Annotated in this window: 20 protein-coding genes and 1 tRNA gene; 12 read left to right on the top strand and 9 right to left on the bottom strand. The window is 70.1% G+C overall.

What is annotated here, in order from left to right; all coding sequences use genetic code 11:
- Positions 1-486 precede the first annotated feature (486 nt).
- Positions 487-987 carry a PEP-CTERM sorting domain-containing protein gene (locus tag VO99_RS29360; protein ID WP_083440346.1) on the top strand — a complete coding sequence of 167 codons (501 nt, stop codon included), beginning with the start codon at positions 487-489 and terminating at the stop codon, positions 985-987.
- 6 nt (positions 988-993) lie between these two features.
- On the opposite strand, the gene VO99_RS04125 is transcribed toward VO99_RS29360, so the two are convergent.
- Positions 994-1,485 carry a flavodoxin family protein gene (locus tag VO99_RS04125; RefSeq protein WP_046111508.1) on the bottom strand — a complete coding sequence of 164 codons (492 nt, stop codon included), beginning with the start codon at positions 1,483-1,485 and terminating at the stop codon, positions 994-996.
- A gap of 37 nt (positions 1,486-1,522) precedes the next feature.
- Entirely contained in the window at positions 1,523-2,638 is a 1,116-nt protein-coding gene (locus VO99_RS04120; protein ID WP_046111507.1) for a 3-deoxy-7-phosphoheptulonate synthase, read from the bottom strand.
- Positions 2,639-2,871: 233 nt separating this feature from the next.
- Here VO99_RS04120 and paaG point away from each other — a divergent pair, with 233 nt between their 5' ends.
- The 10 genes from paaG (at position 2,872) to VO99_RS04070 (ending at position 11,806) form a co-directional block, all read left to right on the top strand.
- Positions 2,872-3,699 carry a 2-(1,2-epoxy-1,2-dihydrophenyl)acetyl-CoA isomerase PaaG gene (gene paaG / locus VO99_RS04115; RefSeq protein ID WP_046111506.1) on the top strand — a complete coding sequence of 276 codons (828 nt, stop codon included), beginning with the start codon at positions 2,872-2,874 and terminating at the stop codon, positions 3,697-3,699.
- Between the two features lie 40 nt (positions 3,700-3,739).
- On the top strand, positions 3,740-4,747 hold the full coding sequence (gene paaA, locus VO99_RS04110; RefSeq protein WP_046111505.1) for a 1,2-phenylacetyl-CoA epoxidase subunit PaaA: 1,008 nt from the start codon (positions 3,740-3,742) through the stop codon (positions 4,745-4,747).
- Positions 4,744-5,046: a 1,2-phenylacetyl-CoA epoxidase subunit PaaB gene (gene paaB / locus VO99_RS04105; RefSeq protein ID WP_046111504.1), complete on the top strand. Its 303-nt coding sequence runs from the start codon at positions 4,744-4,746 to the stop codon at positions 5,044-5,046. The genes paaA and paaB overlap by 4 nt, the downstream gene beginning before the upstream one ends.
- 118 nt (positions 5,047-5,164) lie before the next feature.
- Positions 5,165-5,938 (top strand): 1,2-phenylacetyl-CoA epoxidase subunit PaaC, encoded by a 774-nt coding sequence (paaC, locus tag VO99_RS04100; protein ID WP_046111503.1) that lies wholly within the window; start codon positions 5,165-5,167, stop codon positions 5,936-5,938.
- Entirely contained in the window at positions 5,932-6,444 is a 513-nt protein-coding gene (paaD, locus tag VO99_RS04095; protein ID WP_046111502.1) for a 1,2-phenylacetyl-CoA epoxidase subunit PaaD, read from the top strand. The genes paaC and paaD overlap by 7 nt, the downstream gene beginning before the upstream one ends.
- Positions 6,445-6,486: 42 nt before the next feature.
- A complete protein-coding gene (gene paaE / locus VO99_RS04090) occupies positions 6,487-7,596 on the top strand; it encodes a 1,2-phenylacetyl-CoA epoxidase subunit PaaE (protein ID WP_046111501.1) in 1,110 nt (369 codons plus the stop codon).
- Between the two features lie 28 nt (positions 7,597-7,624).
- Positions 7,625-9,673 carry a phenylacetic acid degradation bifunctional protein PaaZ gene (gene paaZ, locus VO99_RS04085; protein WP_046111500.1) on the top strand — a complete coding sequence of 683 codons (2,049 nt, stop codon included), beginning with the start codon at positions 7,625-7,627 and terminating at the stop codon, positions 9,671-9,673.
- 204 nt (positions 9,674-9,877) lie between these two features.
- Positions 9,878-10,318: an Hsp20/alpha crystallin family protein gene (locus VO99_RS04080; RefSeq protein ID WP_046111499.1), complete on the top strand. Its 441-nt coding sequence runs from the start codon at positions 9,878-9,880 to the stop codon at positions 10,316-10,318.
- Between the two features lie 42 nt (positions 10,319-10,360).
- A complete protein-coding gene (locus VO99_RS04075) occupies positions 10,361-10,756 on the top strand; it encodes an Hsp20/alpha crystallin family protein (RefSeq protein ID WP_046111565.1) in 396 nt (131 codons plus the stop codon).
- Between the two features lie 69 nt (positions 10,757-10,825).
- On the top strand, positions 10,826-11,806 hold the full coding sequence (locus tag VO99_RS04070) for an aldo/keto reductase (RefSeq protein ID WP_046111498.1): 981 nt from the start codon (positions 10,826-10,828) through the stop codon (positions 11,804-11,806).
- A 7-nt stretch (positions 11,807-11,813) separates the two neighbouring features.
- Here the strand turns inward: VO99_RS04070 and VO99_RS04065 are convergent, their stop codons facing one another.
- Positions 11,814-12,323 (bottom strand): Lrp/AsnC family transcriptional regulator, encoded by a 510-nt coding sequence (locus VO99_RS04065; protein WP_198156870.1) that lies wholly within the window; start codon positions 12,321-12,323, stop codon positions 11,814-11,816.
- A gap of 129 nt (positions 12,324-12,452) precedes the next feature.
- Here VO99_RS04065 and VO99_RS04060 point away from each other — a divergent pair, with 129 nt between their 5' ends.
- Positions 12,453-16,052, top strand: coding sequence for an indolepyruvate ferredoxin oxidoreductase family protein (locus tag VO99_RS04060; RefSeq protein ID WP_046111496.1), 3,600 nt, complete (start codon positions 12,453-12,455; stop codon positions 16,050-16,052).
- Between the two features lie 14 nt (positions 16,053-16,066).
- Here VO99_RS04060 and VO99_RS04055 read toward each other — a convergent pair whose 3' ends face one another.
- The 6 genes from VO99_RS04055 to selB form a co-directional block, all read right to left on the bottom strand.
- Positions 16,067-16,909, bottom strand: a complete 843-nt coding sequence (locus VO99_RS04055; RefSeq protein WP_198156862.1) for an HDOD domain-containing protein — start codon at positions 16,907-16,909, stop codon at positions 16,067-16,069.
- A 92-nt stretch (positions 16,910-17,001) separates the two neighbouring features.
- Complete coding sequence (locus VO99_RS04050) at positions 17,002-17,478, bottom strand: VOC family protein (protein WP_046111495.1); 477 nt, start codon at positions 17,476-17,478, stop codon at positions 17,002-17,004.
- A 69-nt stretch (positions 17,479-17,547) separates the two neighbouring features.
- Positions 17,548-18,375: a pantoate--beta-alanine ligase gene (panC, locus tag VO99_RS04045; RefSeq protein ID WP_046111494.1), complete on the bottom strand. Its 828-nt coding sequence runs from the start codon at positions 18,373-18,375 to the stop codon at positions 17,548-17,550.
- A 25-nt stretch (positions 18,376-18,400) separates the two neighbouring features.
- On the bottom strand, positions 18,401-19,213 hold the full coding sequence (panB, locus tag VO99_RS04040) for a 3-methyl-2-oxobutanoate hydroxymethyltransferase (protein WP_046111493.1): 813 nt from the start codon (positions 19,211-19,213) through the stop codon (positions 18,401-18,403).
- 79 nt (positions 19,214-19,292) lie between these two features.
- Positions 19,293-19,388, bottom strand: a tRNA-Sec gene (locus VO99_RS04035).
- Between the two features lie 17 nt (positions 19,389-19,405).
- A complete protein-coding gene (selB, locus tag VO99_RS04030; protein ID WP_046111492.1) occupies positions 19,406-21,367 on the bottom strand; it encodes a selenocysteine-specific translation elongation factor in 1,962 nt (653 codons plus the stop codon).
- Positions 21,368-21,371 lie beyond the last annotated feature (4 nt).

The following is a 21,371-nucleotide window of genomic DNA, read 5'->3' as shown; positions in this document are numbered from 1 at the left end:
CATACACCTGGCCAGGCGACATCCGGAAATAGCCGTTTCTGCCGCGCAGACTCCTGGCCGATGTTGATTTTCAAACGTGCTTTGGAAGCAGTAGGTCGCACGTTCGAATCGTGCCGCCCCGACCATGTAGCTGAAGCCGTCGCTTGCGACGGCTTTTCTTTTGGTCCTGACACGGCCGGCTGTTGGTGCCTGTCTGACCAGATGAGGTTCCGCCTCCGCGGGGAAACGCAACTTGCAGTTGCGGAGTGACCGCCCATACTCGGTGCATGAAGTTCAAACACTGCATCCTGGCCTTCAGGCTCCTGTCGGCTGCGGCCGGGCTGTCAACCGTGCCTGCAATGGCAGACCCATGGAGTGTGAGGGACCTCGGGGGCTTCGGTATGTCGACTCGGGCCGTGGCCCTGAGCGACAGCGGCCAAGTGGTGGGGGCGTCAGTGACGCCGGCCGGTATTTACCAGGCGTTCGTCGGGCGCGCAAGGACAGGTAGTGGCCAACGTCGCCACGCCCACAGGTTGGACGACCGGCTTCATCACCGGCCCGGAAGGTGTAGGCAGCACTGCGCTGCCGCAGGGCTTGTTCGCGGAGGGATTGAATGGCCAAGGCATCGTTGTCGGCCATGCGCAGGTGGCCGCCGATCGGCGGCATGCCTTCATGACACTGGCCCAGGCGCAAGGAATGGTAGATCTGAATACGCTGGTCAGCCTCCCGCAAGGCGAATGGCTGGAGTTCGCCTACGACGTGAACGAGGCAGGGCAAATCATTGCCGAAAGCAATTTGGGCCGCGCCTTCCTGCTGTCGCCGGTGCCTGAGCCGTCCGTCGCCATGATGATGGGATTGGGACTGCTTGGCGTGATGGGTCTGGTCGCGCTCAGCCATGCGCGCGCAAGCCGAGGGGGTGCAGCGCGCTCGACGAATGCAAAGGACGGCAGTCGACACTGGCGGTTCGAACGCCCGTGGGCGTGGACCGCCGCACCTTGCCGGACATAGTCCGCCTCAAAACACCCCCAGCCCCATCCCCGCCGCCAACCCCGCGCCCAGTTCCCGGCAGCGCGCCAGTTCCTCGGGCGCGATGACCTTGGGTGCCAGGATGGCCTCGGGCGTCTGCGCATGCGTGCACACGATGAGCGCCGGCGCCACGGCCTTCAGCCGCCAGCCGGTGGCGATGCGCTCGACCTGCCGCACCGCGTTGCTGCCATCGCTGCCGGCGCACACCATCACCGCATAGGGCCGGCCTTCGATGCGGCCCAGGGCCGGGTAGTAGCAGCGGTCGAAGAAGTCCTTCATCAGGCCGGCGATCGCGGCCAGGTTCTCGGGCGTGGCGAAGAGGTAGCCGTCGGCTTGCAGCAGGTCGGCGGGCTGGGCCTGCTGTGCCTGCAGGCTGCGCACCTGCAGCATCGGCTCGTTGCGCGCCCCTTCGGCGGCGGCCTCGGCCATCTGGCGGGTGCCGCCGGTCATCGAGTGGTGCACGATGAGCAGCGTCTTCATGCCGCGCCGCCTGCGTGCTGCACGGGTGGGCGGTGCTTCAACCGCCGCGGCTGCGGCGCGTGCGCACCGCGTCGGCCAGCGCCTGCAGCACCGGCACGGTCTGCGCCCAGCCGATGCAGGCGTCGGTGACCGACACGCCGTGCTTCAGCGGCACGCCGGGCTTCAGGTCCTGGCGGCCTTCCTCCAGGTGGCTTTCGATCATCAGGCCGGTGATGCGCCGCTCGCCTTCGGCCATGCGCCGCGCCACGTCGTGCGCCACCTCGATCTGTCGCGCATGCTGCTTCTGGGAGTTGGCATGCGAGCAGTCCACCATCACCTGCTCGCGCAGGCCGGCCTTGCGCAGCACGGCGCAGGCGGCCTCCACATGCTCGGCGCCGTAGTTGGGGCCGCTGCTGCCGCCGCGCAGGATCACATGGGTGTCGGCATTGCCGCGGGTCTCGAAGATGGCGGCCAGTCCCATCTTGGTCATGCCCATGAAGGCATGCGGCGCGGCCGCGGCCACCATGGCATCGGCCGCCACCTGCACGCCGCCGTCGGTGCCGTTCTTGAAGCCGATCGGGCAGCTGGAGCCCGAGGCCAGCTGGCGGTGGCTCTGGCTCTCGGTGGTGCGTGCGCCGATGGCGCCCCAGGCGATCAGGTCGGACACGTACTGCGGGCTCAGCAGGTCGAGGAACTCGGTGGCGGTGGGCAGGCCGATGGCGCCGATCTCCAGCAGCAGCGTGCGTGCCTTGCGCAGGCCTTCGTTGATGCGGAAGCTGCCATCGAGCTGCGGATCGTTGATATAGCCCTTCCAGCCCACGGTGGTGCGCGGCTTTTCGAAATACACCCGCATCACCAGCACCAGCGCGTCTTCCAGCCCGGCCTGCAGCGCACGCAGCCGGTGGGCATAGGTGATGGCCTGGTCGTGGTCGTGGATGGAGCAGGGGCCGGTGATCACGACCAGCCGGTCGTCGCGGCCCTGCAGCACGTCGGAAATCTGGCGCCGGCTGCGCTCGACCAGCCGCTGCAACTCCGCGTCCACCGGCAGTTCATCCAGCAGCATCGCCGGCGAGATGAGCGGCCGCACGGCCGAGATGCGCACGTCGTCGATGCGGGTGGTGTCCTGCGTCGAGGCTTCGCGGTCGTTCTGGAGGGGATCGTGGAGCGTGGTCATGGCGAATTGTTGCATCGGGCCGGGCCTGGATCTTCGGCAGCCGACCGTTGCGCTGGAGCGAGCCAGGACCGGCGAGCGGCGCCGTTGCGATCCATTACATGTGGCGTCGGCGGCTTCCAAGGGTTGTCACCGAGGTCCACGGTGGCCGCAGCGGTTGATCTGCCGAGCATCACGCATTAAGATTGACCGACCGGTCGGTAGAACAATAACCGGACAGACAGGAGACCCGCCGCATGCCGTTGCCCGATACCCCAGGCCTTGTGTTGTCGTCTCTGGCCGACGCCGGGGCCGGCCGCGTGTGCACACTCACGCTCAATCGGCCTGCGCAGCTCAACGCCTTCAATGGCGAACTGCATGAAGCCTTGATGGCCGCGCTGGATGCCGCTGCGGCCGATGCGCGGGTGCGCTGCGTGGTGATCACCGGCGCCGGGCGGGGCTTCTGCGCCGGCCAGGACCTGGCAGACCCGGCCGCCGCGCCCGAATTGGCGCCCGGCGCTCCGCCCAAGGACCTTGGCGGCCTGATCGAACGCCATTACCGCCCGCTGGTGCAGCGACTGCGCACGATGCCGGTGCCGGTGGTGGCCGCGGTCAATGGCGTGGCGGCCGGCGCTGGCGCCAACCTGGCCCTGTGCTGCGACCTGGTGGTGGCCGCGCGCTCGGCCAGCTTCATCCAGGCCTTCGCCAAGATCGGCTTGGTGCCCGACACCGGTGGCACCTGGCTGCTGCCGCGACTGGTGGGCCGGGCGCGCGCGCTGGGCCTGGCGCTGCTGGGCGACAAGCTGCCGGCGGAGCAGGCCCAGCAGCTGGGCCTGATCTGGCAGTGCGTGGACGACGACCAACTGGCCACCACCGCCGCGGCGCTGGCCGCACGCCTGGCCGCCATGCCCACGCGCGCGCTGGTGGCCACCCGCCAGGCGATGGATGCGGCCGGCACCATGGACCTGTCCACCGCGCTGGACGAGGAGGCCCATCTGCAGCGCGACCTGGGCCGCGCGCACGACTACCTGGAAGGCGTAGCCGCCTTCCGCGAGAAGCGCGCGCCGCGCTTTTCCGACCGCTGAACCGCGAACGCCGAACACCCGAACCGCAAAGGAAGCCAGCATGTACACGCAAGCGATGGACACGATGGGCAAGGAGGGCGCCGACGCGCCGAAGACCCTGCGCTCGGCCGATGAACTGGCGCTGCAGCAGCGCTTCGACGAGCGCATCGACGCCGGCGACTTCATCGAGGCCAAGGACTGGATGCCCGAGCACTACCGCAAGACGCTGGTGCGGCAGATCAGCCAGCATGCGCATTCGGAGATCGTGGGCATGCTGCCGGAAGGCAACTGGATCAGCCGCGCGCCCACGCTCAAGCGCAAGGCCATCCTGCTGGCCAAGGTGCAGGACGAGGGCGGCCACGGCCTGTACCTGTATGCCGCAGCCGAGACGCTGGGCACCAGCCGCGACCAACTGCTGCAGGCGCTGCACACCGGCAAGGCCAAGTACAGCTCCATCTTCAACTACCCCACGCTGACCTGGGCCGACATGGGCACCATCGGCTGGCTGGTGGACGGCGCGGCCATCATGAACCAGGTGCCCATCTGCCGCTGCAGCTATGCGCCCTATGCGCGGGCCATGATCCGCATCTGCCGCGAGGAGAGCTTCCACCAGCGCCAGGGCTACGAGGCGCTGCTGACGATGATGCAGCAGGGTACCGATGCGCAGAAGGCCATGGTGCAGGACGCGGTGAACCGCTGGTGGTGGCCCTGCCTGATGATGTTCGGCCCGCCCGACGACCAGTCGCCCAACAGCGCGCAATCGATGCGCTGGGGCATCAAGCGCGTGAGCAACGACGAGCTGCGCCAGAAGTTCGTCGATGCCACGGTGGAGCAGGCCAAGGTGCTGGGCGTGACGCTGCCCGACCCGGACCTGAAGTGGAACGAGCAACGTGGCCACTGGGACTTCGGCACCATCGACTGGGACGAGTTCTGGCGCGTGGTGAACGGCGACGGCCCCTGCAACCGCGAGCGCCTGGGCGCCCGCGTCAAGGCCTGGGACGACGGCGCCTGGGTGCGCGAAGCCGCGATGGCGCACGCCAACAAGCAGGCGATGAAGGAGGCCGCATGAGCCAGCAGCAAGCCAGCCAGGCCGAATGGCCGTTGTGGGAAGTCTTCGTTCGCAGCAAGGCCGGCCTGGACCACAAGCACTGCGGCAGCCTGCATGCGGCCGATTCGAAGATGGCCATCCAGATGGCACGCGACGTCTATACCCGCCGCCAGGAAGGCAGCAGCGTGTGGGTGGTGCGCAGCGACCAGATCGTGGCCAGCGACCCGCGCGACAAGGACATGTACTTCGACCCGGCCGAGGACAAGGTGTACCGGCACCCCACGTTCTACGAGTTGCCGAAGTCTGTGGATCATATGTAGACCCCCCCCGGAGCGGCTTTCGCCGCACCCCCCAGGGGGGCCACACCGGCGGACCGGCGGAGCCGGATCCGCGGTGTGTGCTTGGTGTTGTTGTCTAGACAAGTTTGGCTGAGGGTTTATGCAAGCATCCATCCAGTTGGAACGGTCCCCTGCGGTGCAGTACGTGCTGCGGCTGGGTGATACCTGCCTGATCCTCGGGCAGCGGCTGGGCGAGTGGTGCGGCCATGCGCCGGTGCTGGAGGAAGACATCGCGCTGGCCAACATGGCGCTCGATCTCGTCGGCCAGAGCCGCGCGCTGCTGACGCATGCCGGCCGGCTGGAAGGGCAGGGCTTCGACGAGGACCGGCTGGCCTTCCTGCGCGACGAGCGCGACTACTTCAACCTGACGCTGGCCGAGCTGCCACGCGGCGACTTCGCCTTCACCGTGGTGCGCAACCTGATGCTGGCCACCTGGCTCAAGCTGATGTGGGAACGCCTGGCTGATTCCAGCGACGCCGAGCTGGCCGCCATCGCCGGCAAGGCGGTGAAGGAGGCGCGCTACCACCAGCAGCATGCGGCCGACTGGGTGGTGCGGCTGGGCGACGGCACCGATGAGTCGCGCCGCCGCACCGAGGCTGCGCTGTCGCAGGCGTGGCTGTACCTGCCCGAGTTGTTCGATACCGATGCGGTCGACGACGCCGCCTACGAAAGCGGGCTCGGTCCGCAGCCCTGCCTGCTGCAGGCCGCCTGGCTGGCCGAGGTGAAGCCGGTGCTGGACGAAGCTGGCCTGGCCGTTCCGCGCGACAGCGCCTTCCGCTCCACCGGCAAGCGCGGCGTGCACAGCGAGCACATGGGCTACATCCTGGCCGAGATGCAGCACCTGCAGCGCAGCTTCCCCGGGGGCGTGTGGTGATCTCCGCCGGCGACCGCCTGGCCGAAGCCTGGCGCGTGCTGGATGGCGTGCCCGACCCCGAGGTGCCTGCCATCTCGGTGCGTGAGCTGGGCATCGTCCGCGATGTGCTGGCGCATGACGACGGCCTGGAGGTGGTGCTGACGCCCACCTACTCCGGCTGCCCCGCCACCGAGGTGATCGAGCGCAGCGTGCTGGAGGCCATCGACGCCGCCGGCCTGGGCCCCGCCCGCGTGAGCATGCGGCGCGCGCCGGCCTGGACCACCGACTGGATCAGCGACGAAGGCCGGCGCAAGCTGCGGGAATACGGCATCGCACCGCCGGGACCCACCGGCGCCGTGCCTGCGGCGGGTGCGCCCATCCGCATCGTGCGGCGCGAGCGCATCGCCTGCCCGCGCTGCGGCAGCACGCACACCGAGCAGTTGTCGGCCTTCGGCTCCACGGCCTGTAAGGCGCTGTACCGCTGCCTGTCTTGCCAAGAGCCCTTCGAGTTCTTCAAGCCGATCTAGCCCCCACCCCGGAGTGCCATCCGCTGCACTCGGAGACCATCCATGAGCTTCTCGTTCCACCCGCTGCGTGTGCGCAGCATCACGCCCGACACCCCCGAGGCCGTGGTCGTCTCGTTCGACGTGCCGCCCGAGCTGCGCGAGGTGTTCGGCTTCACCCAGGGGCAGTACCTCACGCTGCGTTCGCAGGTCGACGGGCAGGATCTGCGACGCTCGTACTCCATCTGCGCGGGTGTCGACGACGGCGAGCTGCGGGTGGGCGTGCGCAAGGTCAAGGGCGGCGTGTTCTCCAACTGGATCAACGAGCACCTGCAGCCCGGCGACATGCTGCAGGTGATGGCCCCTCAGGGCCGCTTCTTCGTTCCGCTGCAGCCCGAGGCGCGGCGCCACCACGTGGGCATCGCGGGCGGGTCGGGCATCACGCCCATCCTGTCGATCATGAAGACGGTGCTGGCGCGCGAGCCGCACAGCCGCTTCTCGCTGATCTACGGCAACCGCATGCAGAAGTCGACGATGTTCAAGGAAGAACTCGAAGACCTGAAGAACCGCTACCTCACGCGGCTGGTGCTGCACCATGTGTTCAGCGACGAGCACACCGATGCGCCGCTGAACATGGGCGTGATGAACCGCGACAAGATCGGGGAGTTCCTGCGCTCGGTGGTGCCGGCCGCGCAGATCGACCATGTGTACATCTGCGGCCCGTTCCAGATGAACGACGAAGCCGAGGGCGCGCTGCTGGCCGCCGGCGTGCCGGAAGACCGCATCCACATCGAGCGCTTTGGCGTGGCCGCGCCGGCCGGGCAGCCAGGGGCTGCCGGGGCGGGGGCCGGGGTCGGTGCCATCGTGCACGAGGCCTTGCCGGGTGATGCACCGGCGGCCCGCATCACCATCGTGCGCGACGGCCTGTCGCGCGAGATCTCGTACAGCAAGGACCAGCCGAGCATCCTCGACTGCGCCTCGGCCGCGGGGCTGGAAGTGCCGTTTTCCTGCACCTCGGGTGTGTGCGGCACCTGCCGGGCCAAGGTCATCGAAGGCGAGGTGCGCATGGAGCGCAACTTCGCGCTCGACAAGAACGAGGTGGCCAACGGCTTCGTGCTGACGTGCCAGGCGCATCCGCTTACCGAGCGAGTTGTCCTTTCTTTCGATGAGCGATGACCCGCCTCGCACAAATCAGGAGTCGTTGATGAGCACGCCCGTTCTTCAGAGTTACATCGGTGGCCGCTGGCTGGGGGCCGAGGGGGCGCAGACGCTGCGCAGCGCGGTCAATGGCAAGCCGGTGTACCGCACGCATGCGGAGGCCATCGACTTTGCCGAGGCCGTTGAGCATGCGCGGCGCGTGGGCCTGCCCAATTTGCTGCAGCTGGATTTCCAGCAGCGGGCGCAGCGGCTGAAGGCGCTGGCCAAGTACCTCAACGAGCACAAGGAGCAGCTCTACGCCGTCTCGGCCCACACCGGCGCCACGCGGGCCGATTCGTGGATCGACATCGAAGGCGGCGCCGGCACCTTGTTCGCCTATGCCAGCATGGGCAGCAACGAGCTGCCGTCGGGCAACCTGGTGCATGAGGGCCCGGCGATGCCGCTGGGCAAGAAGGGAGGCTTTGCGGGTACGCACATCCTGGTGCCGCGCGGCGGGCTGGCGGTGCACATCAATGCCTTCAACTTCCCCGTCTGGGGCCTGCTGGAGAAGTTCGCGCCCAGCTTCCTGGCCGGCATGCCTTGCATCGGCAAGCCCGCCACCGCCACCAGCTACCTGACCGAAGCGGCCATGCGGCTCATCGTGCAGTCGGGCATCCTGCCCGAGGGCAGCCTGCAGCTGGTGATCGGCAGCACCGGTGACCTGCTGGACCGCCTGGGCGGTGCCGACGTGGTCACCTTCACCGGCTCGGCGGACACCGCGGCCAAGCTGCGTGTGCACCCCAACCTCATCCGCCACAGCGTGCCCTTCAATGCCGAGGCCGATTCGCTCAACTGCGCGATCCTGGCGCCTGACGTCACGCCCGACGACGAGGAGTTCGAGCTCTTCGTCAAGGAGGTGGCGCGCGAGATGACGGTCAAGGCCGGCCAGAAGTGCACCGCCATCCGCCGCGCCATCGTGCCGCATGACCGCATCGACGCGGTGGCCGAGGCGCTGCGCCAGCGGCTGGCCAGGATCACGGTGGGCGACCCGTCCGTGGAGGGCGTGCGCATGGGCGCGCTGGCCTCGCATGCGCAGTTCGACGATGTGCGCGAGCGTGTGGCGATGCTGCGCGAAGGCGCCGAGCTGGTCTATGGCGCGGCCGACGGCTTCCAGCCGATGGGCGAGGGCACGGCCGAAGGTGCCTTCTTCGCGCCCACGCTGCTGCTGGCGCGGGATGCGCTGAAGAACACCGCGGTGCACGACATCGAGGCCTTCGGCCCGGTCAGCACGCTGATGGGCTACGACGGCGTGGACGAGGCACTGGCGCTGGCCGCGCGCGGCAGCGGCAGCCTGGTGGGCACGCTGGTCACGCGCGATCCGGCGATCGCCGCGCGGGTGATCCCGGTGGCTGCGGCGCTGCACGGCCGGCTGCTGGTGCTGGACCGCGAGGCCGCGCACGAGTCCACCGGCCATGGCTCGCCGCTGCCTTCGCTCAAGCACGGCGGGCCTGGGCGTGCCGGCGGTGGCGAGGAGCTGGGCGGCGTGCGCGCCGTCAAGCACTACCTGCAGCGCGCGGCGGTGCAGGGCTCGCCCACGATGCTGGCGGCCATCACCGGCGAGCATGTGCGCGGCGCGCGCGTGACGGACACGCCGCAGCATCCGTTCCGCAAGCACTTCGAGGACCTGCAGGTGGGCGACTCGCTGCTGACGCACCGGCGCACGGTGACCGAGGCCGACATCGTCAACTTTGGCGGCGTGTCGGGCGACTACTTCTACATGCACTTCGACGAGATCGCGGCCAAGGAAACGCAGTTCGGCCAGCGCATCGCGCACGGCTACTTCGTGCTGTCGGCCGCGGCAGGCCTGTTCGTCAGCCCGGCCCCGGGGCCGGTGCTGGCCAACTACGGGCTGGACACGCTGCGCTTCGTCAAGCCGGTGGCCATCGGCGACACCATCCAGGCCCGGCTGACCGCCAAGCGCAAGATCGACCGCAACAAGACCGACGACAAGGGGGTCGGCCAGGGCGTGGTGGCCTGGGACGTGGAAGTGAAGAACCAGCACGACGAGCTGGTGGCGAGCTACGACATCCTGACGCTGGTGGCGAAGAAGGGATAGCGGGAGGTGCGGCAGTGGCCGCGCTGCGCCTCAGCCAAGACGTCACCAGGCGAGGGAGTCTGCGGCGCTGAGCGCCACCGCAGGTTGGGCCTGTCCCAAGGCCCCCTCTTGAAACCCCGCCGGCCCATCCTCATTGTTGGATCCATCGGCGCCGCACCCCCTCAGATCAACGCGGCGCCTGGTCCACCCACGAGGAGATTTGCCATGGCACGATCCCTTTTCTCGCGCGACGTCTTCGCCGAACTCGACCGCCTGCAGCGTGAGATGCAGCAGGCCTTCGACCTGACGCCCAGCATCCGCGGCTATGCCCGTGGCGGCTATCCCGCCCTCAACGTCGGCAGCACGCCGCAGTCGTTCGAGGTGTACGCCTTCGCCCCCGGGCTCGACCCGGCCAGCATCGAGGTGCAGCTCGACCGCGGCATCCTCAGCGTGGCCGGCGAGCGCCGCGCCTCGCTCCCCGAAGGCGGCGCCGACAAGTCCACGGTGCACATCAATGAACGCTTTGCAGGCGCCTTCAAGCGCGTGGTGAGCCTGCCGGAGGACGCCGATCCCGAAGGCGTGTCGGCCAGCTATCGCGATGGCGTGCTGCGCGTGAGCGTGCAGCGCCGCCAGGCCGCCCAACCGCGCCGCATCACGGTGCAGTGACGCACCTGCCTGTCTAGACAACCTGGAATGAAGGAGCTCGTGATGAACACCACCGCTCAAGTACCCGCTCAGCGCACCGAAGGCCAGCCGCAGCGCAACCAGGCCGAAGCCGCCCTGGTGCCCGCCGTCGACGTGATCGAGGATGCCACCGGCATCACGCTGTATGCCGACCTGCCCGGCGTGGCCAAGGAGTCGCTCGAACTCAACGTCGAGCGCGACACGTTGACGATCGAAGGCGCCGTCAGCCTGTCGGTGCCCGAGGGCATGACCGCCAGCCACGTGGAGGTGGACCGGGCGCGCTATCGCCGCGTGTTCACGCTCAGCAAGGAGCTGGACAGCCAGAAGGTCTCGGCCGAGCTGGCGCACGGCGTGCTGAAGCTGCGCATCCCCAAGGCCGAGCATGCGCAGCCGCGGCGCATCGAGGTGCAGGTGGCCTGACGCCCCTACGGCCCGCCGGTGCTTGCGCCGGCGGGCACACTCCGGTCGAACAACCACCGGAGGATCGGCATGCACAAGCGTCAGTTGGGCCGCAGCGGCCTGGAGGTGTCGGCCCTGGGCCTGGGCTGCATGGGCATGACCCACGGCTACCTGCCCAAGCCCGACCGCGGCGAGATGGTGAAGCTGCTGCGCACCGCGGTGGACCGCGGCATCACCTTCTTCGACACCGCCGAGGTCTACGGCCCGTTCGACAACGAGGAGCTGCTGGGCGAGGCATTGGCGCCGGTGCGCAGCCAGGTGGTCATCGCCACCAAGTTCGGATTCACCGTGGAATCCATGCCCGGCGTGGACAGCCGGCCCGAGCGCATCCGCCAGGTGGCCGAAGCGTCGCTCAAGCGGCTGAAGACGGACGTGATCGACCTGTTCTATCAGCACCGGCCCGATCCGCAAGTGCCGGTGGAGGACGTGGCCGGCACGGTGCGCGACCTGATCCGCGAGGGCAAGGTCAAGCACTTCGGTCTGTCGGAATCCGGCGCCGATGCCATCCGCCGCGCGCATGCGGTGCAGCCGGTGGCGGCGCTGCAGAGCGAGTATTCCTTGTGGACCCGCGACCTGGAGCCCGAGGTGCTGCCGCTGCTGGCCGAACTGGGCATCGGGCTGGTGCCGTTCAGCCCGCTGGGCCGCGGCTACCTCACCGGCCAGATGGACGCCAGCACGCCTTTGCAGGCCGGCGACTTCCGCGCCACGCTGCCGCGCTTCACGCCCGAGGCGCGCCAGGCCAACGAGGCGCTGGTGGCCCTGCTGCGCCGCACCGCCGAGCGCAAGGGCGCCACGCCGGCCCAGGTGGCGCTGGCCTGGCTGCTGGCGCAGCAGCCGTGGATCGTGCCGATTCCAGGCACCACCAAGCTGCACCGGCTGGACGAGAACCTGGGCGCCGCCGACCTGCTGCTCACGCCCGAGGACCTGCGCGAGATCCGCGAGGCCGCCGAGGCGATTCCGGTGCAGGGCGCGCGGTATCCGCAGGCGATGCAGAAGATGGTGGGCCGGTAGCGATTCCTCAGCGCGCGGCCCGGCGCGGCCGCGCCGCGACCGCCGCCGCGCCGGCCGGCTCCACCGGCAGCGCCACCTCGGCCTTGATCTCGCGCAGCACGATGGACGAGCGCACATGCGTCACGCCGGGCAGCCGGAAGATGGTGTCGTGCAGCAGCTGCTCGTATCGCTTGATGTCGGGCGCCAGCACCGTCATCACATAGTCGGCCTGGCCGGTGGTGCTGTGGCATTGCACGATGTGCGGGCTGGCCGCCACCGCTGCCTCGAAGCGGCGCACCAGGTCCTCGCTGTGCTTCTCGAGGTTGGCTTCCACCACCACGCGCAGGCCCAGGCCCACCTTCTCGGCGTCCACCAGCGCGGTGTAGCCGCGGATGACGCCGGCGGCTTCCATGTCCTTCACCCGTTTCCAGCAGGGGCTGGACGACAAGCCCACCGCCTCGGCCAGCTGCTGCACCGTCTGGCGTGAGTCGCGCTGCAGTTCGGCCAGGATGCGCAGGCTGAGGGCGTCGAGTGAAATCTGCTCTGTCATGCCGGTTTGGTGGAATGGTTTGCTTGCAATATAGCTTGCGGGCGGCAAAACAAGCATGGATTGCCGCAGGTGCGCCCCTATGCTTTGGCGATCCCAAGAAGCAAGTGGAGCCGTCGCATGACCACCACCACCGCAGCGCCCGAGACAAGCGCGATCACCCGGCCCGACTACCAGCTTGCCCACAGCCTGTGGGCCACCGGTGGCCAGGTCTTCCTCACCGGCACGCAGGCGCTGGTGCGGCTGATGCTGATGCAGCGCGCGCGTGACGAGGCCGCCGGGCTGAACACCCAGGGCTTCATCAGCGGCTACCGCGGCTCGCCGCTGGGCATGCTGGACCAAGCCATCTGGAAGGCGGGCAAGCGCTTCAACGAATGCGGCCTGCGCTTCCTGCCTGCCATCAACGAGGAGCTGGGCGCCACCGCGGTGCTGGGCACGCAGCGGGTGGAATCGGATGCCGAGCGCACCGTCGAGGGCGTCTTCGCGATGTGGTACGGCAAGGGCCCGGGCGTGGACCGCGCGGGCGATGCGCTGAAGCACGGCAATGCCTACGGCTCGTCGCCGCATGGCGGCGTGCTGGTGGTGGCGGGCGACGACCACGGCTGCGTCAGCTCCTCCATGCCGCACCAGAGCGACCACGCGATGATGGGGTGGAGCATGCCGGTGGTCTCGCCCGCCAACGTGGCCGAGTACCTGGAGTTCGGCCTGTACGGCTACGCACTCTCGCGCTTCAGCGGCGCCTGGGTGGGCCTGACCGCCCTGTCCGAAGTGGTAGAGAGCGGCTCCACGGTCGACCTGGACCTCGTGCAGTCCCGCGTCGCCGCCTGGGCCGATGCCGACACCGTGCGTGCGGCCACCGGCCACCAGGCGCCGGCCGATGGCCTGCACTACCGCTGGCCCGACCTGCCTTCGCTGCGCATCGAATCGCGCCTGGCCGACAAGCTGGATGCGGTGCGTGCCTTCTCGGCCGTCAACAGCATCGACCGCCACGTCATCGAATCGGCGCACGCCACGGTGGGCATCGTCACCTGCGGCAAGGCCCACTTCGACCTGATGGAGGTGCTGCGCCGGCTGGAGATCACGCCGGCGATGCTGGCCGAGGCCGGGGTGCGCCTGTACAAGGTGGGCCTGAGCTTCCCGCTGGAAACCACGCGCATGCAGGCCTTTGCGCAGGGCCTGGCGGAAGTGCTGGTGATCGAGGAGAAGGGCGCCGTCGTCGAGACGCAGATGCGCGACCTGTTCTACAACCAGCCGGTGCGCCCGGCCATCGTCGGCAAGCGCGATGCGCAGGGCCGGCCGCTGGTGTCGGACCTGGGCGAGCTGCGGCCTTCGCGGCTGATCCAGCTGGTGGACCAGTGGCTGGTGCGGCACTTTCCCGGCAACCCGCAGATGGACAAGCGCCACCTGGTGCGCGACTTCACACCGCCCGAGCTGCTGGCCAATGACGCCGACAGCGTCAAGCGGCTGCCGTACTTCTGCGCCGGCTGCCCGCACAACACCTCCACCGTGGTGCCCGAAGGCTCCACCGCGCGCGCCGGCATCGGCTGCCACTTCATGGCCAACTGGATGGACCGCGACACCGCGGGCCTGATCCAGATGGGTGGCGAGGGCGTGGACTGGGTTTCGCACTCGATGTTCACCAAGGTGCCGCATGTGTTCCAGAACCTGGGCGACGGCACCTACTACCACTCGGGCTACCTCGCCATCCGGCAGGCGGTGGCGGCCAAGGCCACGCTCACCTACAAGATCCTGTTCAACGACGCGGTGGCCATGACGGGCGGCCAGCCGGTGGACGGCGTCATCAGCGTCGACGCCATCGCGCGGCAGGTGGAGAGCGAAGGCGTCAAGCAGGTGGTGGTGCTGTCCGACGACATCAACAAGTACGACGCCATCAAGAGCCGCTTTCCGGCGGGCACCGAGTTCCACGACCGCAGCCAGCTCGATGCGGTGCAGCGCCGGCTGCGCGAGGTGGCCGGCGTCACCGTGCTGATCTACGAGCAGACCTGCGCGGCCGAGAAGCGCCGCCGCCGCAAGAAGGGCGAGATGGTGGACCCGGCGCGGCGCCTGTTCATCAACGAGCGGGTGTGCGAAGGCTGTGGCGATTGCTCGGTGCAGAGCAACTGCGTGGCGGTGCTGCCGCACGAGACGCCGCTGGGCCGCAAGCGCCGCATCGACCAGAGCAGCTGCAACAAGGACTACTCCTGCGCCAAGGGCTTCTGCCCGAGCTTCGTCGGCGTGCTGGGTGGCCGGCCGCGCAAGAAGACGGGTGCGCTGGCCGGCGCCGGCGCCGAGCGCTTCATGCAGCAGGTGGCGGCGCTGCCGCGGCCCGCGCCGCATGCCTGGACCGGGCCCTACGACCTGCTGGTCACCGGCGTCGGCGGCACCGGCGTGGTGACGGTGGGCGCGGTGATCGCGATGGCCGCGCACCTGGAAGGCAAGAGCGCCAGCGTGCTCGACTTCATGGGCTTTGCGCAGAAGGGTGGCTCGGTGCTCAGCTTCGTGCGCCTGGCCGACACGCCCGAGCGCCTGAACCAGGTGCGCATCGACACCCAGCAGGCCGATGCGGTGCTGGCCTGCGACATCGTGGTGGCCGCCTCCCCCGAGGCGCTGCAGACGGTGCGCCATGGCCGCACCCGCGTGCTGGCCAACCTGCACGAGATCCCGGTGGCCGAGTCGCTGAAGAACCCCGATGCCAGCCTGAAGACCGACCTGCTGCTGGCCAAGCTGGAGTTCGCCGCCGGCGCCGACCGCGTGGAGACCTTCGAGGCGCAGGCACTGGCCGAAGCCTTCCTCGGCGACTCCATCGTCAGCAACATCCTGGCGATGGGCTATGCCTGGCAGCGCGGCCTGATCCCGGTGAGCCTGGAGGCGCTGCAGCGCGCCATCGAGCTCAACGGCGTGGCGGTGCAGTCCAACCAGCTCGCCTTCTCGCTGGGCCGCATGGCCGCGGCCGACGAAGCCGCGCTGCACACGCTGCTGAACGCACCGGCCGAAGCGGCGGCGAGCGCCGATGGCGAGACGCTGGAAGCGCTGGTCGCTCGCGGCGTCGCCCACCTCACCGGCTACCAGAACGCGGCCTATGCGCGCCGCTTCGAGGCCCGTGTGCGGCAGCTGCAGCAGCGTGAGCAGGCGCTGGGCGCGGACGCCACGCTTCCCTTCACCCGCGCCGCCGCGGCCAGCCTGCTCAAGCTGATGGCCTACAAGGACGAGTACGAGGTGGCGCGGCTGTACACCGACGGTGCCTTCAGGCAGCAGCTGGCGCAGCAGTTCGAAGGCGACATGAAGCTAGAGTTCTACATGGCGCCGCCGCTGCTCAGCCGCCCGAAGGACGGCGGGGCGCCGCGCAAGATGCGCTTCGGCGCCTGGCTGATGCCGGCGCTGGGCGTGCTGGCCAAGGCGCGGGCGCTGCGCGGCACGCCGCTGGACGTGTTCGGCTACACCGAGGAACGGCGGATGGAGCGCGGCCTGATCGCGGCCTTCGAATCGCGCCTGGACGAGCTGCTGCCCAGGCTGAGCGCCGGCAACCTGGCGCTGGCCACGCAGATCGCGGCGGTGCCGCAGAAGATGCGCGGCTACGGCCACGTGAAGATCGCCAACGTGGCGCTGGCCAAGGCGCGCGAGGCCGAGCTGCTGCACCGCTTCGACGCGGCGCGTTATCCCAAGCCGGCCGGTGCGGCCCAGGCCGGGCAGTTTCGAGGGATCCCGGTGGTGTCGGGCTGATCCGACCCGGGGTGCTAGTGCACCAGGGCCTCCACACCTGCGGTGGCCAGGCGATGGTCGGGCAGGTGGGCTTCCAGCCAGCCCAGGTCGAGTTGCAGGTGTTCCAGCAGTGCCGACTGCATCAGCTGCAGGCCGTCCTGCACCGGCACGCCCAGCTCGCGGCAGTCGGTGATGACGCTGGCCAGCCGCAGCGCGGCGCCCATGCGGCTGAAGGGCCGGGTGGCCAGCGGATCGACCGCCGCGGTGAGCGCCATCACCAGCGAGGCGGGGAAATGCCAGTGGTGCGCCAGCGCGGCCGTCACCTCGGGGTGGCTGCAGCCGAAGAGGCGGCTTTCCACGCCGATGGTGGAGTCGACCGTGCTGGCCTGGTAGTGGGCCAGCACCGAATGCTCGGGGTCGGTCATCAGCATCAGGATCTGGCCGGTGCGCAGCACCAGGCCGCCGAGGTAGGCCTCGTCCTCGTCCAGGCCCATCGCCCGCGCCAGCGGCTGGGTGTAGGCCGCCAGCGCCAGCGTGGAGCGCCAGAAGGCCAGGCGGTCGAAGCCGATCACCGACGGAAAGGCGCTGCACATGCAGGCGGCCAGCGTCAGGTCGCGCAGCGAGCGCAGGCCCAGCGTGGCAGCCGCGTCCTTCAGCGAGGCGATGCTGTGCGAAGGCGAGTAGCGCGGCGAATTGGCCAGCCGCAGCACCTTGGCCGCCAGCACCTGGTCACGCCCGATCAGCCCGGCCACCTCGCCCAGCGAGAGGTCGTCGCGCGAGAAGGAGCGGATCAGCGTGTTGGCCACCTCGGGCATGGCCGGCAGGGTGCTGGCGCATTGCACGAAGGGCGCGAGGTGCGTGGCGGTTCCGAGAGACACGTGACAAGCTCCTGAGCGGCGGGGTTTGTAACGGTCATCGGGCCGCGCCGCGGGAACTTGAGGCATTGCCCGCCTGCGCCGCGCACGCTCCTTCAGCCCGCGCCCGGCGCGAACAAGGCCGCCGCCCGGCGGGCTACTTCCTCGTTGGACACGTCTTCCACATGGGTGGAGACGATCCAGCGGTGGCCGAAGGGGTCGAGGAAGGAGCCGCTGCGGTCGCCGTAGAACTGGTTTTCCACCGGCATGGCGGGCTTGCCGCCGGCGGCGATGGCCGCGGCATACGTCGCGTCCACGTCATCCACGTACAGCATCACCGAGCAGGCGGTGCCGCCGATGGCCTGCGGGCTGCGCACGCCCCACTGGGGCGCGTCCTCGCTGAGCATGATGATCGAGTCGCCGATGCGGATCTCGGCATGCATGATGGCGCCCCCGGGGTCGGCCAGCCGCATCACCTCCACCGCGCCGAAGGCCTGGCGGTAGTAGTCGATGGCGGCCGCCGCGCCGGTGATGGTCAGGTAGGGCGTGGCGGTGTGGTAGCCCTCGGGCTTCTTCTGCACTGCAGCGTTCATCGTGCGCTCCACGGTGGAAAAGGGGGCAACGATTCTGCGGCGCCCCGGCGGGCGCGCCAAGCGCCGGCGTCAGATCTCCAGGTTGTCGATCAGCCGCGTGCTGCCCAGCCGCGCGGCGGCCACCACCACCAGCGGCTCGCCGGCGGCCTGCGGCTGCGCCAGGTCGGCGCGGCGGCGCACTGCCACGTAGTCGGGCTGCCAGCCGCGCTGGCGCAGCGCCTGCAGCGCCGCGGCCTCGATGTCGGCGAAGTCGCGGCGGCCGCCGCGCACCGCCTGGGCCACGCGCTGCAGCTCGGCGCTCAGCGCCACGGCCTCGGTGCGCTCGGCATCGCTGAGGTAGCCGTTGCGCGAGGACAGGGCCAGGCCGCCTTCGGCCCGCACCGTCTCGCCGCCGATCACTTGTATAGGCATGTTGAACTGCTCCACCATGTTGCGCACCACGATGCACTGCTGGTAGTCCTTCTTGCCGAACAGCGCGATGCCGGGCTGCACGATCTGGAACAGCTTCATCACCACGGTGCACACGCCGGTGAAGAAGCCGGGGCGGAAGTGGCCTTCCAGGATGTCGGCCAGCGCCGCGGGCGGCTGCACCTTGAAGCCCTGGAGCACCGGGTACATCTCGGCCTCGTCGGGCGCAAAGACGATGTCGCAGCCGGCGCCTTCCAGCAGCTCGGCGTCGCGCGGCAGGGTGCGCGGGTAGCGGTCGAAGTCCTCGTGCGGCGCGAACTGCAGGCGGTTGACGAAGATGCTGGCCACCACCGGAACGCCGTGCGCCCGGGCCTGGCGCACCAGGGCCAGGTGGCCTTCATGCAGGTTGCCCATGGTGGGCACGAAGGCCGGGCGGGGACCGCCCGCCAGCGCGGCGCGCAGTTCGTCGATGCGGTGAAGCACTTTCATCGCGTGTCTCCTGTCGTCGGTTTGCTCAGTAGCCGTGCAGCTTGTCGTCGGGGAAGCTGCCTTCCTTCACCGCCGCCACGTAGGCGCGCACCGCGGCTTCCACGCCGTCGCTGCCCTGCATGAAGTTGCGGACGAACTTCGGCAGCCGGCCTTGCGTCAGGCCCAGCATGTCGTGCAGCACCAGCACCTGGCCGCCGCAGCCCACGCCGGCACCGATGCCGATGACGGGAATCGGCAGCTCATCGGCCAGCATGCGGCCCAGCGCGGCGGGAATCAGTTCCACCACCAGCATCTGCGCGCCGGCCTCGGCCAGCTCGCGGGCCTGCTGGCGCATCAGCTGCGCCGCCGCTTCGTCGCGGCCCTGGATGCGCCAGCCGCCCAGCGCATGCACCGACTGCGGCGTGAGCCCCAGGTGGGCGCACACCGGCACGCCGCGCTCCGACAGGAAGCGCATCACCGGCGCCGTCCAGCCGCCGCCTTCGAGCTTGACCATGTGCGCGCCGGCCTGCATCAGCCGCACCGCGCTGGCCAGCGCCTGCTCGTTGGACTGGTGGTAGCTGCCGTAGGGCAGGTCGCCCACCACCCAGGCGCTGCGGTTGCCGCGGGCCACGCAGGCGGTGTGGTAGGCCATGTCGTCCAGGCTCACCGGCACGGTGCTGGCCTGGCCCTGCAGCACCATGCCCAGCGAATCGCCCACCAGCAGCACGTCCACGCCGGCCGCATCGAGCAGGCGGGCGAAGGTGGCGTCGTAGCAGGTCAGCATCGCGATCTTCTCGCGGGTGGCATGCATCTCGCGCAGGCGGTGCAGCGTGATCGGCTTGCGTTCGGCAGGGGTCATGGCGCTGGGCAGGGCGGAAAAGCCGCGAGTGTGCCCCAGCCGCCCGCACCCGTAACAGGGCGCCGGTCCGCCGCCAGGGTGGCGGAAGGGAGAGGGAGTCGAACCCTCCCGGCGACGCGTGGCGCCACCCACCGGGTTTGAAGCCCGGCCGTCCCACCGGGGACGATTCCCTTCCGGTGTGTGCGGCCGCCGCTAGCGGCCGCCGTCGAACAGTGCGGCATCGGGCCGCAGCACATGCAGGTCCTTCACGCGGCGGGTGAAGCCCACCCGGTCGAAGAACTCCAGCAACTGGATGGCCCGCTTGCGGCCCAGGCCGGTGGCGTCGCGGAAGCTCGCGGCGCACAGGCCCTGCGGCCCCGCCGCCGCCTGCCGTGCCAGCCCGGCCAGGCGCTCGATCGTGGGCAGCGGATAGTAAAGGTCCTTGACGACGGCGAAGGCCTGGCCGCGGCGCGACAGGTTGGCCAGCGTCAGCCGCACCATGGGCTCGGGCGTGGACGTGAGCTTGGCGAGCTCGCGCGCCCACGGCGGATCGAAGCCACCTTCGAGCATCGCCGGCATCAGCCTGCCCACCAGCTTCTCCTCGGCTTCGGACAGCCGCGCCGCATGCGCGGGCAGGTGCAGCCAGTGGCCGCTGCGCACGGCGCGGCCCTCGGCCACCAGCGCATCGAGCGCATGGCGGAACACCAGGTCGTCCATGCGCGGCGCGGCCAGGCGCTTGAAGCGGCGCGGATCGGGGCCGATCTCGTCCGGCTGCTGCGCATGCAGCGCCGCCAGCGCGTCCACCAGCCGCTGCTGCAACGCCTGCAGGTGGCCGCTGGCGATGGCGACCAAGTGGCCGGTGTCCTCCGCCCGCGCGGACTGCCCGCCAGGCGCCGGGCACGTCACCGCGCGAGCCTGCGCATCGATGCACACGGCTTCGGCCGGCAACGGCAGGTCCCTGACGCGCCAGCCCAGGCCGCGCGCCAGTGCCGACAGGTCCAGGCCCTGCGGCGCGGCCTGCAGCAGCGCCTGCAGCCGCGGCGCCGCATCGGGCAGCGCGGCGGCGGCCAGCCACTGCAGCCGCTCCGGCGTGCGGCGGTAGCGCGCCGGCGCCTGCGCGTCGAGCACGGTGATGCCGGCCACGGTGCGGCTGGCGGTGGCGTCGCGCAGCACGCCGCGGTCGCCATGCCAGGCGCCCACCGGCGCGCGCAGCACCAGTTGCGCCAGGGCGGTGCCACCGGGCTGCAGGGCTTCGACGTCCAGCAGCGCGACGCTGGCCAGCACGTCGGCGGTACCCAGGTGCAGGTGCACCGTGGTGCCGCTGCGCAGCGGCCTGGCCTCGCCGGGCCAGAGCTGCAGGCGCACGTCCATGCGTTCGGTGGCCTGGGCCACCTCGGGTGCGCACAGCCATTGGCCGCGGCCCACCGCCTCGCGCTCGATGCCGGCCAGTGCCACCGCACAGCGCTGGCCGGGCGCGGCCTGCTGCGCCGGCTGGTTCTGCGCATGCAGGCCCCGCACGCGCAGCAGGCGATCGCCGGGCACCAGGCGCAGCTCGTCGCCCACCGACACGGCGCCCGCATGCACGCTGCCGGTGACGACGGTGCCGGTGCCGGCCAGCGTGAAGGCGCGGTCGATGGCCAGCCGGAACGCCGGCCGCGCATCGGCCGCGCGCGGGATGGCGGCCTGCTGCAGCAGGTGGCGGCGCAGTTCGTCGACGCCAATGCCGGTGGTGGCCGACACCTCGAACACCGGCGCGCCGGCCAGCGGCGTGGGCGCCAGCAGCGCCTGCACCTCGGTGTGCACCTGCTGCAGGCGCGCGGCGTCCACCCGGTCCGCCTTGGTGAGGGCGACGGTGCCATGCGACAGGCCCAGCAGCGCAGCCACCGCAAGGTGCTCGCGGGTCTGCGGCATCACCCCGTCGTCGGCGGCCACCAGCAGCAGCAGGTGGTCGATGCCGGTGGCGCCGGCCAGCATGGTGTGCAGCAGGCGCTCGTGGCCCGGCACGTCGACGAAGCCGATCACCTGCCCATCGTCGGCCGGCAGGTAGGCATAGCCCAGTTCGATGGAGATGCCGCGGCGCTTTTCCTCGGGCAGGCGGTCGGTGTCCACGCCGGTGAGGGCGCGCACCAGCGTGGTCTTGCCGTGGTCGATGTGGCCTGCAGTGCCAATGATCATGTTC

The organism is Aquincola tertiaricarbonis, from assembly GCF_000969605.1.
GTDB lineage: Bacteria > Pseudomonadota > Gammaproteobacteria > Burkholderiales > Burkholderiaceae_C > Aquincola > Aquincola tertiaricarbonis.
Note: the sequence above shows the minus strand (reverse complement) of the source record. Positions and strands in the feature narration are given on the sequence as shown.

Excerpts from the sequence above, each read along its gene's own strand:
- paaB (WP_046111504.1), top strand. The coding sequence starts at position 4,744 with ATGAGCCAGCAGCAAGCCAGCCAGGCCGAATGGCCGTTGTGGGAAGTC.
- panB (WP_046111493.1), bottom strand. The coding sequence starts at position 19,213 with ATGACCCCTGCCGAACGCAAGCCGATCACGCTGCACCGCCTGCGCGAG.
- selB (WP_046111492.1), bottom strand. The coding sequence starts at position 21,367 with ATGATCATTGGCACTGCAGGCCACATCGACCACGGCAAGACCACGCTG.
- VO99_RS04125 (WP_046111508.1), bottom strand. The coding sequence starts at position 1,485 with ATGAAGACGCTGCTCATCGTGCACCACTCGATGACCGGCGGCACCCGC.
- paaA (WP_046111505.1), top strand. The coding sequence starts at position 3,740 with ATGTACACGCAAGCGATGGACACGATGGGCAAGGAGGGCGCCGACGCG.
- paaC (WP_046111503.1), top strand. The coding sequence starts at position 5,165 with ATGCAAGCATCCATCCAGTTGGAACGGTCCCCTGCGGTGCAGTACGTG.
- panC (WP_046111494.1), bottom strand. The coding sequence starts at position 18,375 with ATGAAAGTGCTTCACCGCATCGACGAACTGCGCGCCGCGCTGGCGGGC.
- paaG (WP_046111506.1), top strand. The coding sequence starts at position 2,872 with ATGCCGTTGCCCGATACCCCAGGCCTTGTGTTGTCGTCTCTGGCCGAC.
- VO99_RS04120 (WP_046111507.1), bottom strand. The coding sequence starts at position 2,638 with ATGACCACGCTCCACGATCCCCTCCAGAACGACCGCGAAGCCTCGACG.
- VO99_RS04080 (WP_046111499.1), top strand. The coding sequence starts at position 9,878 with ATGGCACGATCCCTTTTCTCGCGCGACGTCTTCGCCGAACTCGACCGC.
- VO99_RS04050 (WP_046111495.1), bottom strand. The coding sequence starts at position 17,478 with ATGAACGCTGCAGTGCAGAAGAAGCCCGAGGGCTACCACACCGCCACG.
- paaZ (WP_046111500.1), top strand. The coding sequence starts at position 7,625 with ATGAGCACGCCCGTTCTTCAGAGTTACATCGGTGGCCGCTGGCTGGGG.
- VO99_RS04060 (WP_046111496.1), top strand. The coding sequence starts at position 12,453 with ATGACCACCACCACCGCAGCGCCCGAGACAAGCGCGATCACCCGGCCC.
- paaE (WP_046111501.1), top strand. The coding sequence starts at position 6,487 with ATGAGCTTCTCGTTCCACCCGCTGCGTGTGCGCAGCATCACGCCCGAC.
- VO99_RS04075 (WP_046111565.1), top strand. The coding sequence starts at position 10,361 with ATGAACACCACCGCTCAAGTACCCGCTCAGCGCACCGAAGGCCAGCCG.
- VO99_RS04070 (WP_046111498.1), top strand. The coding sequence starts at position 10,826 with ATGCACAAGCGTCAGTTGGGCCGCAGCGGCCTGGAGGTGTCGGCCCTG.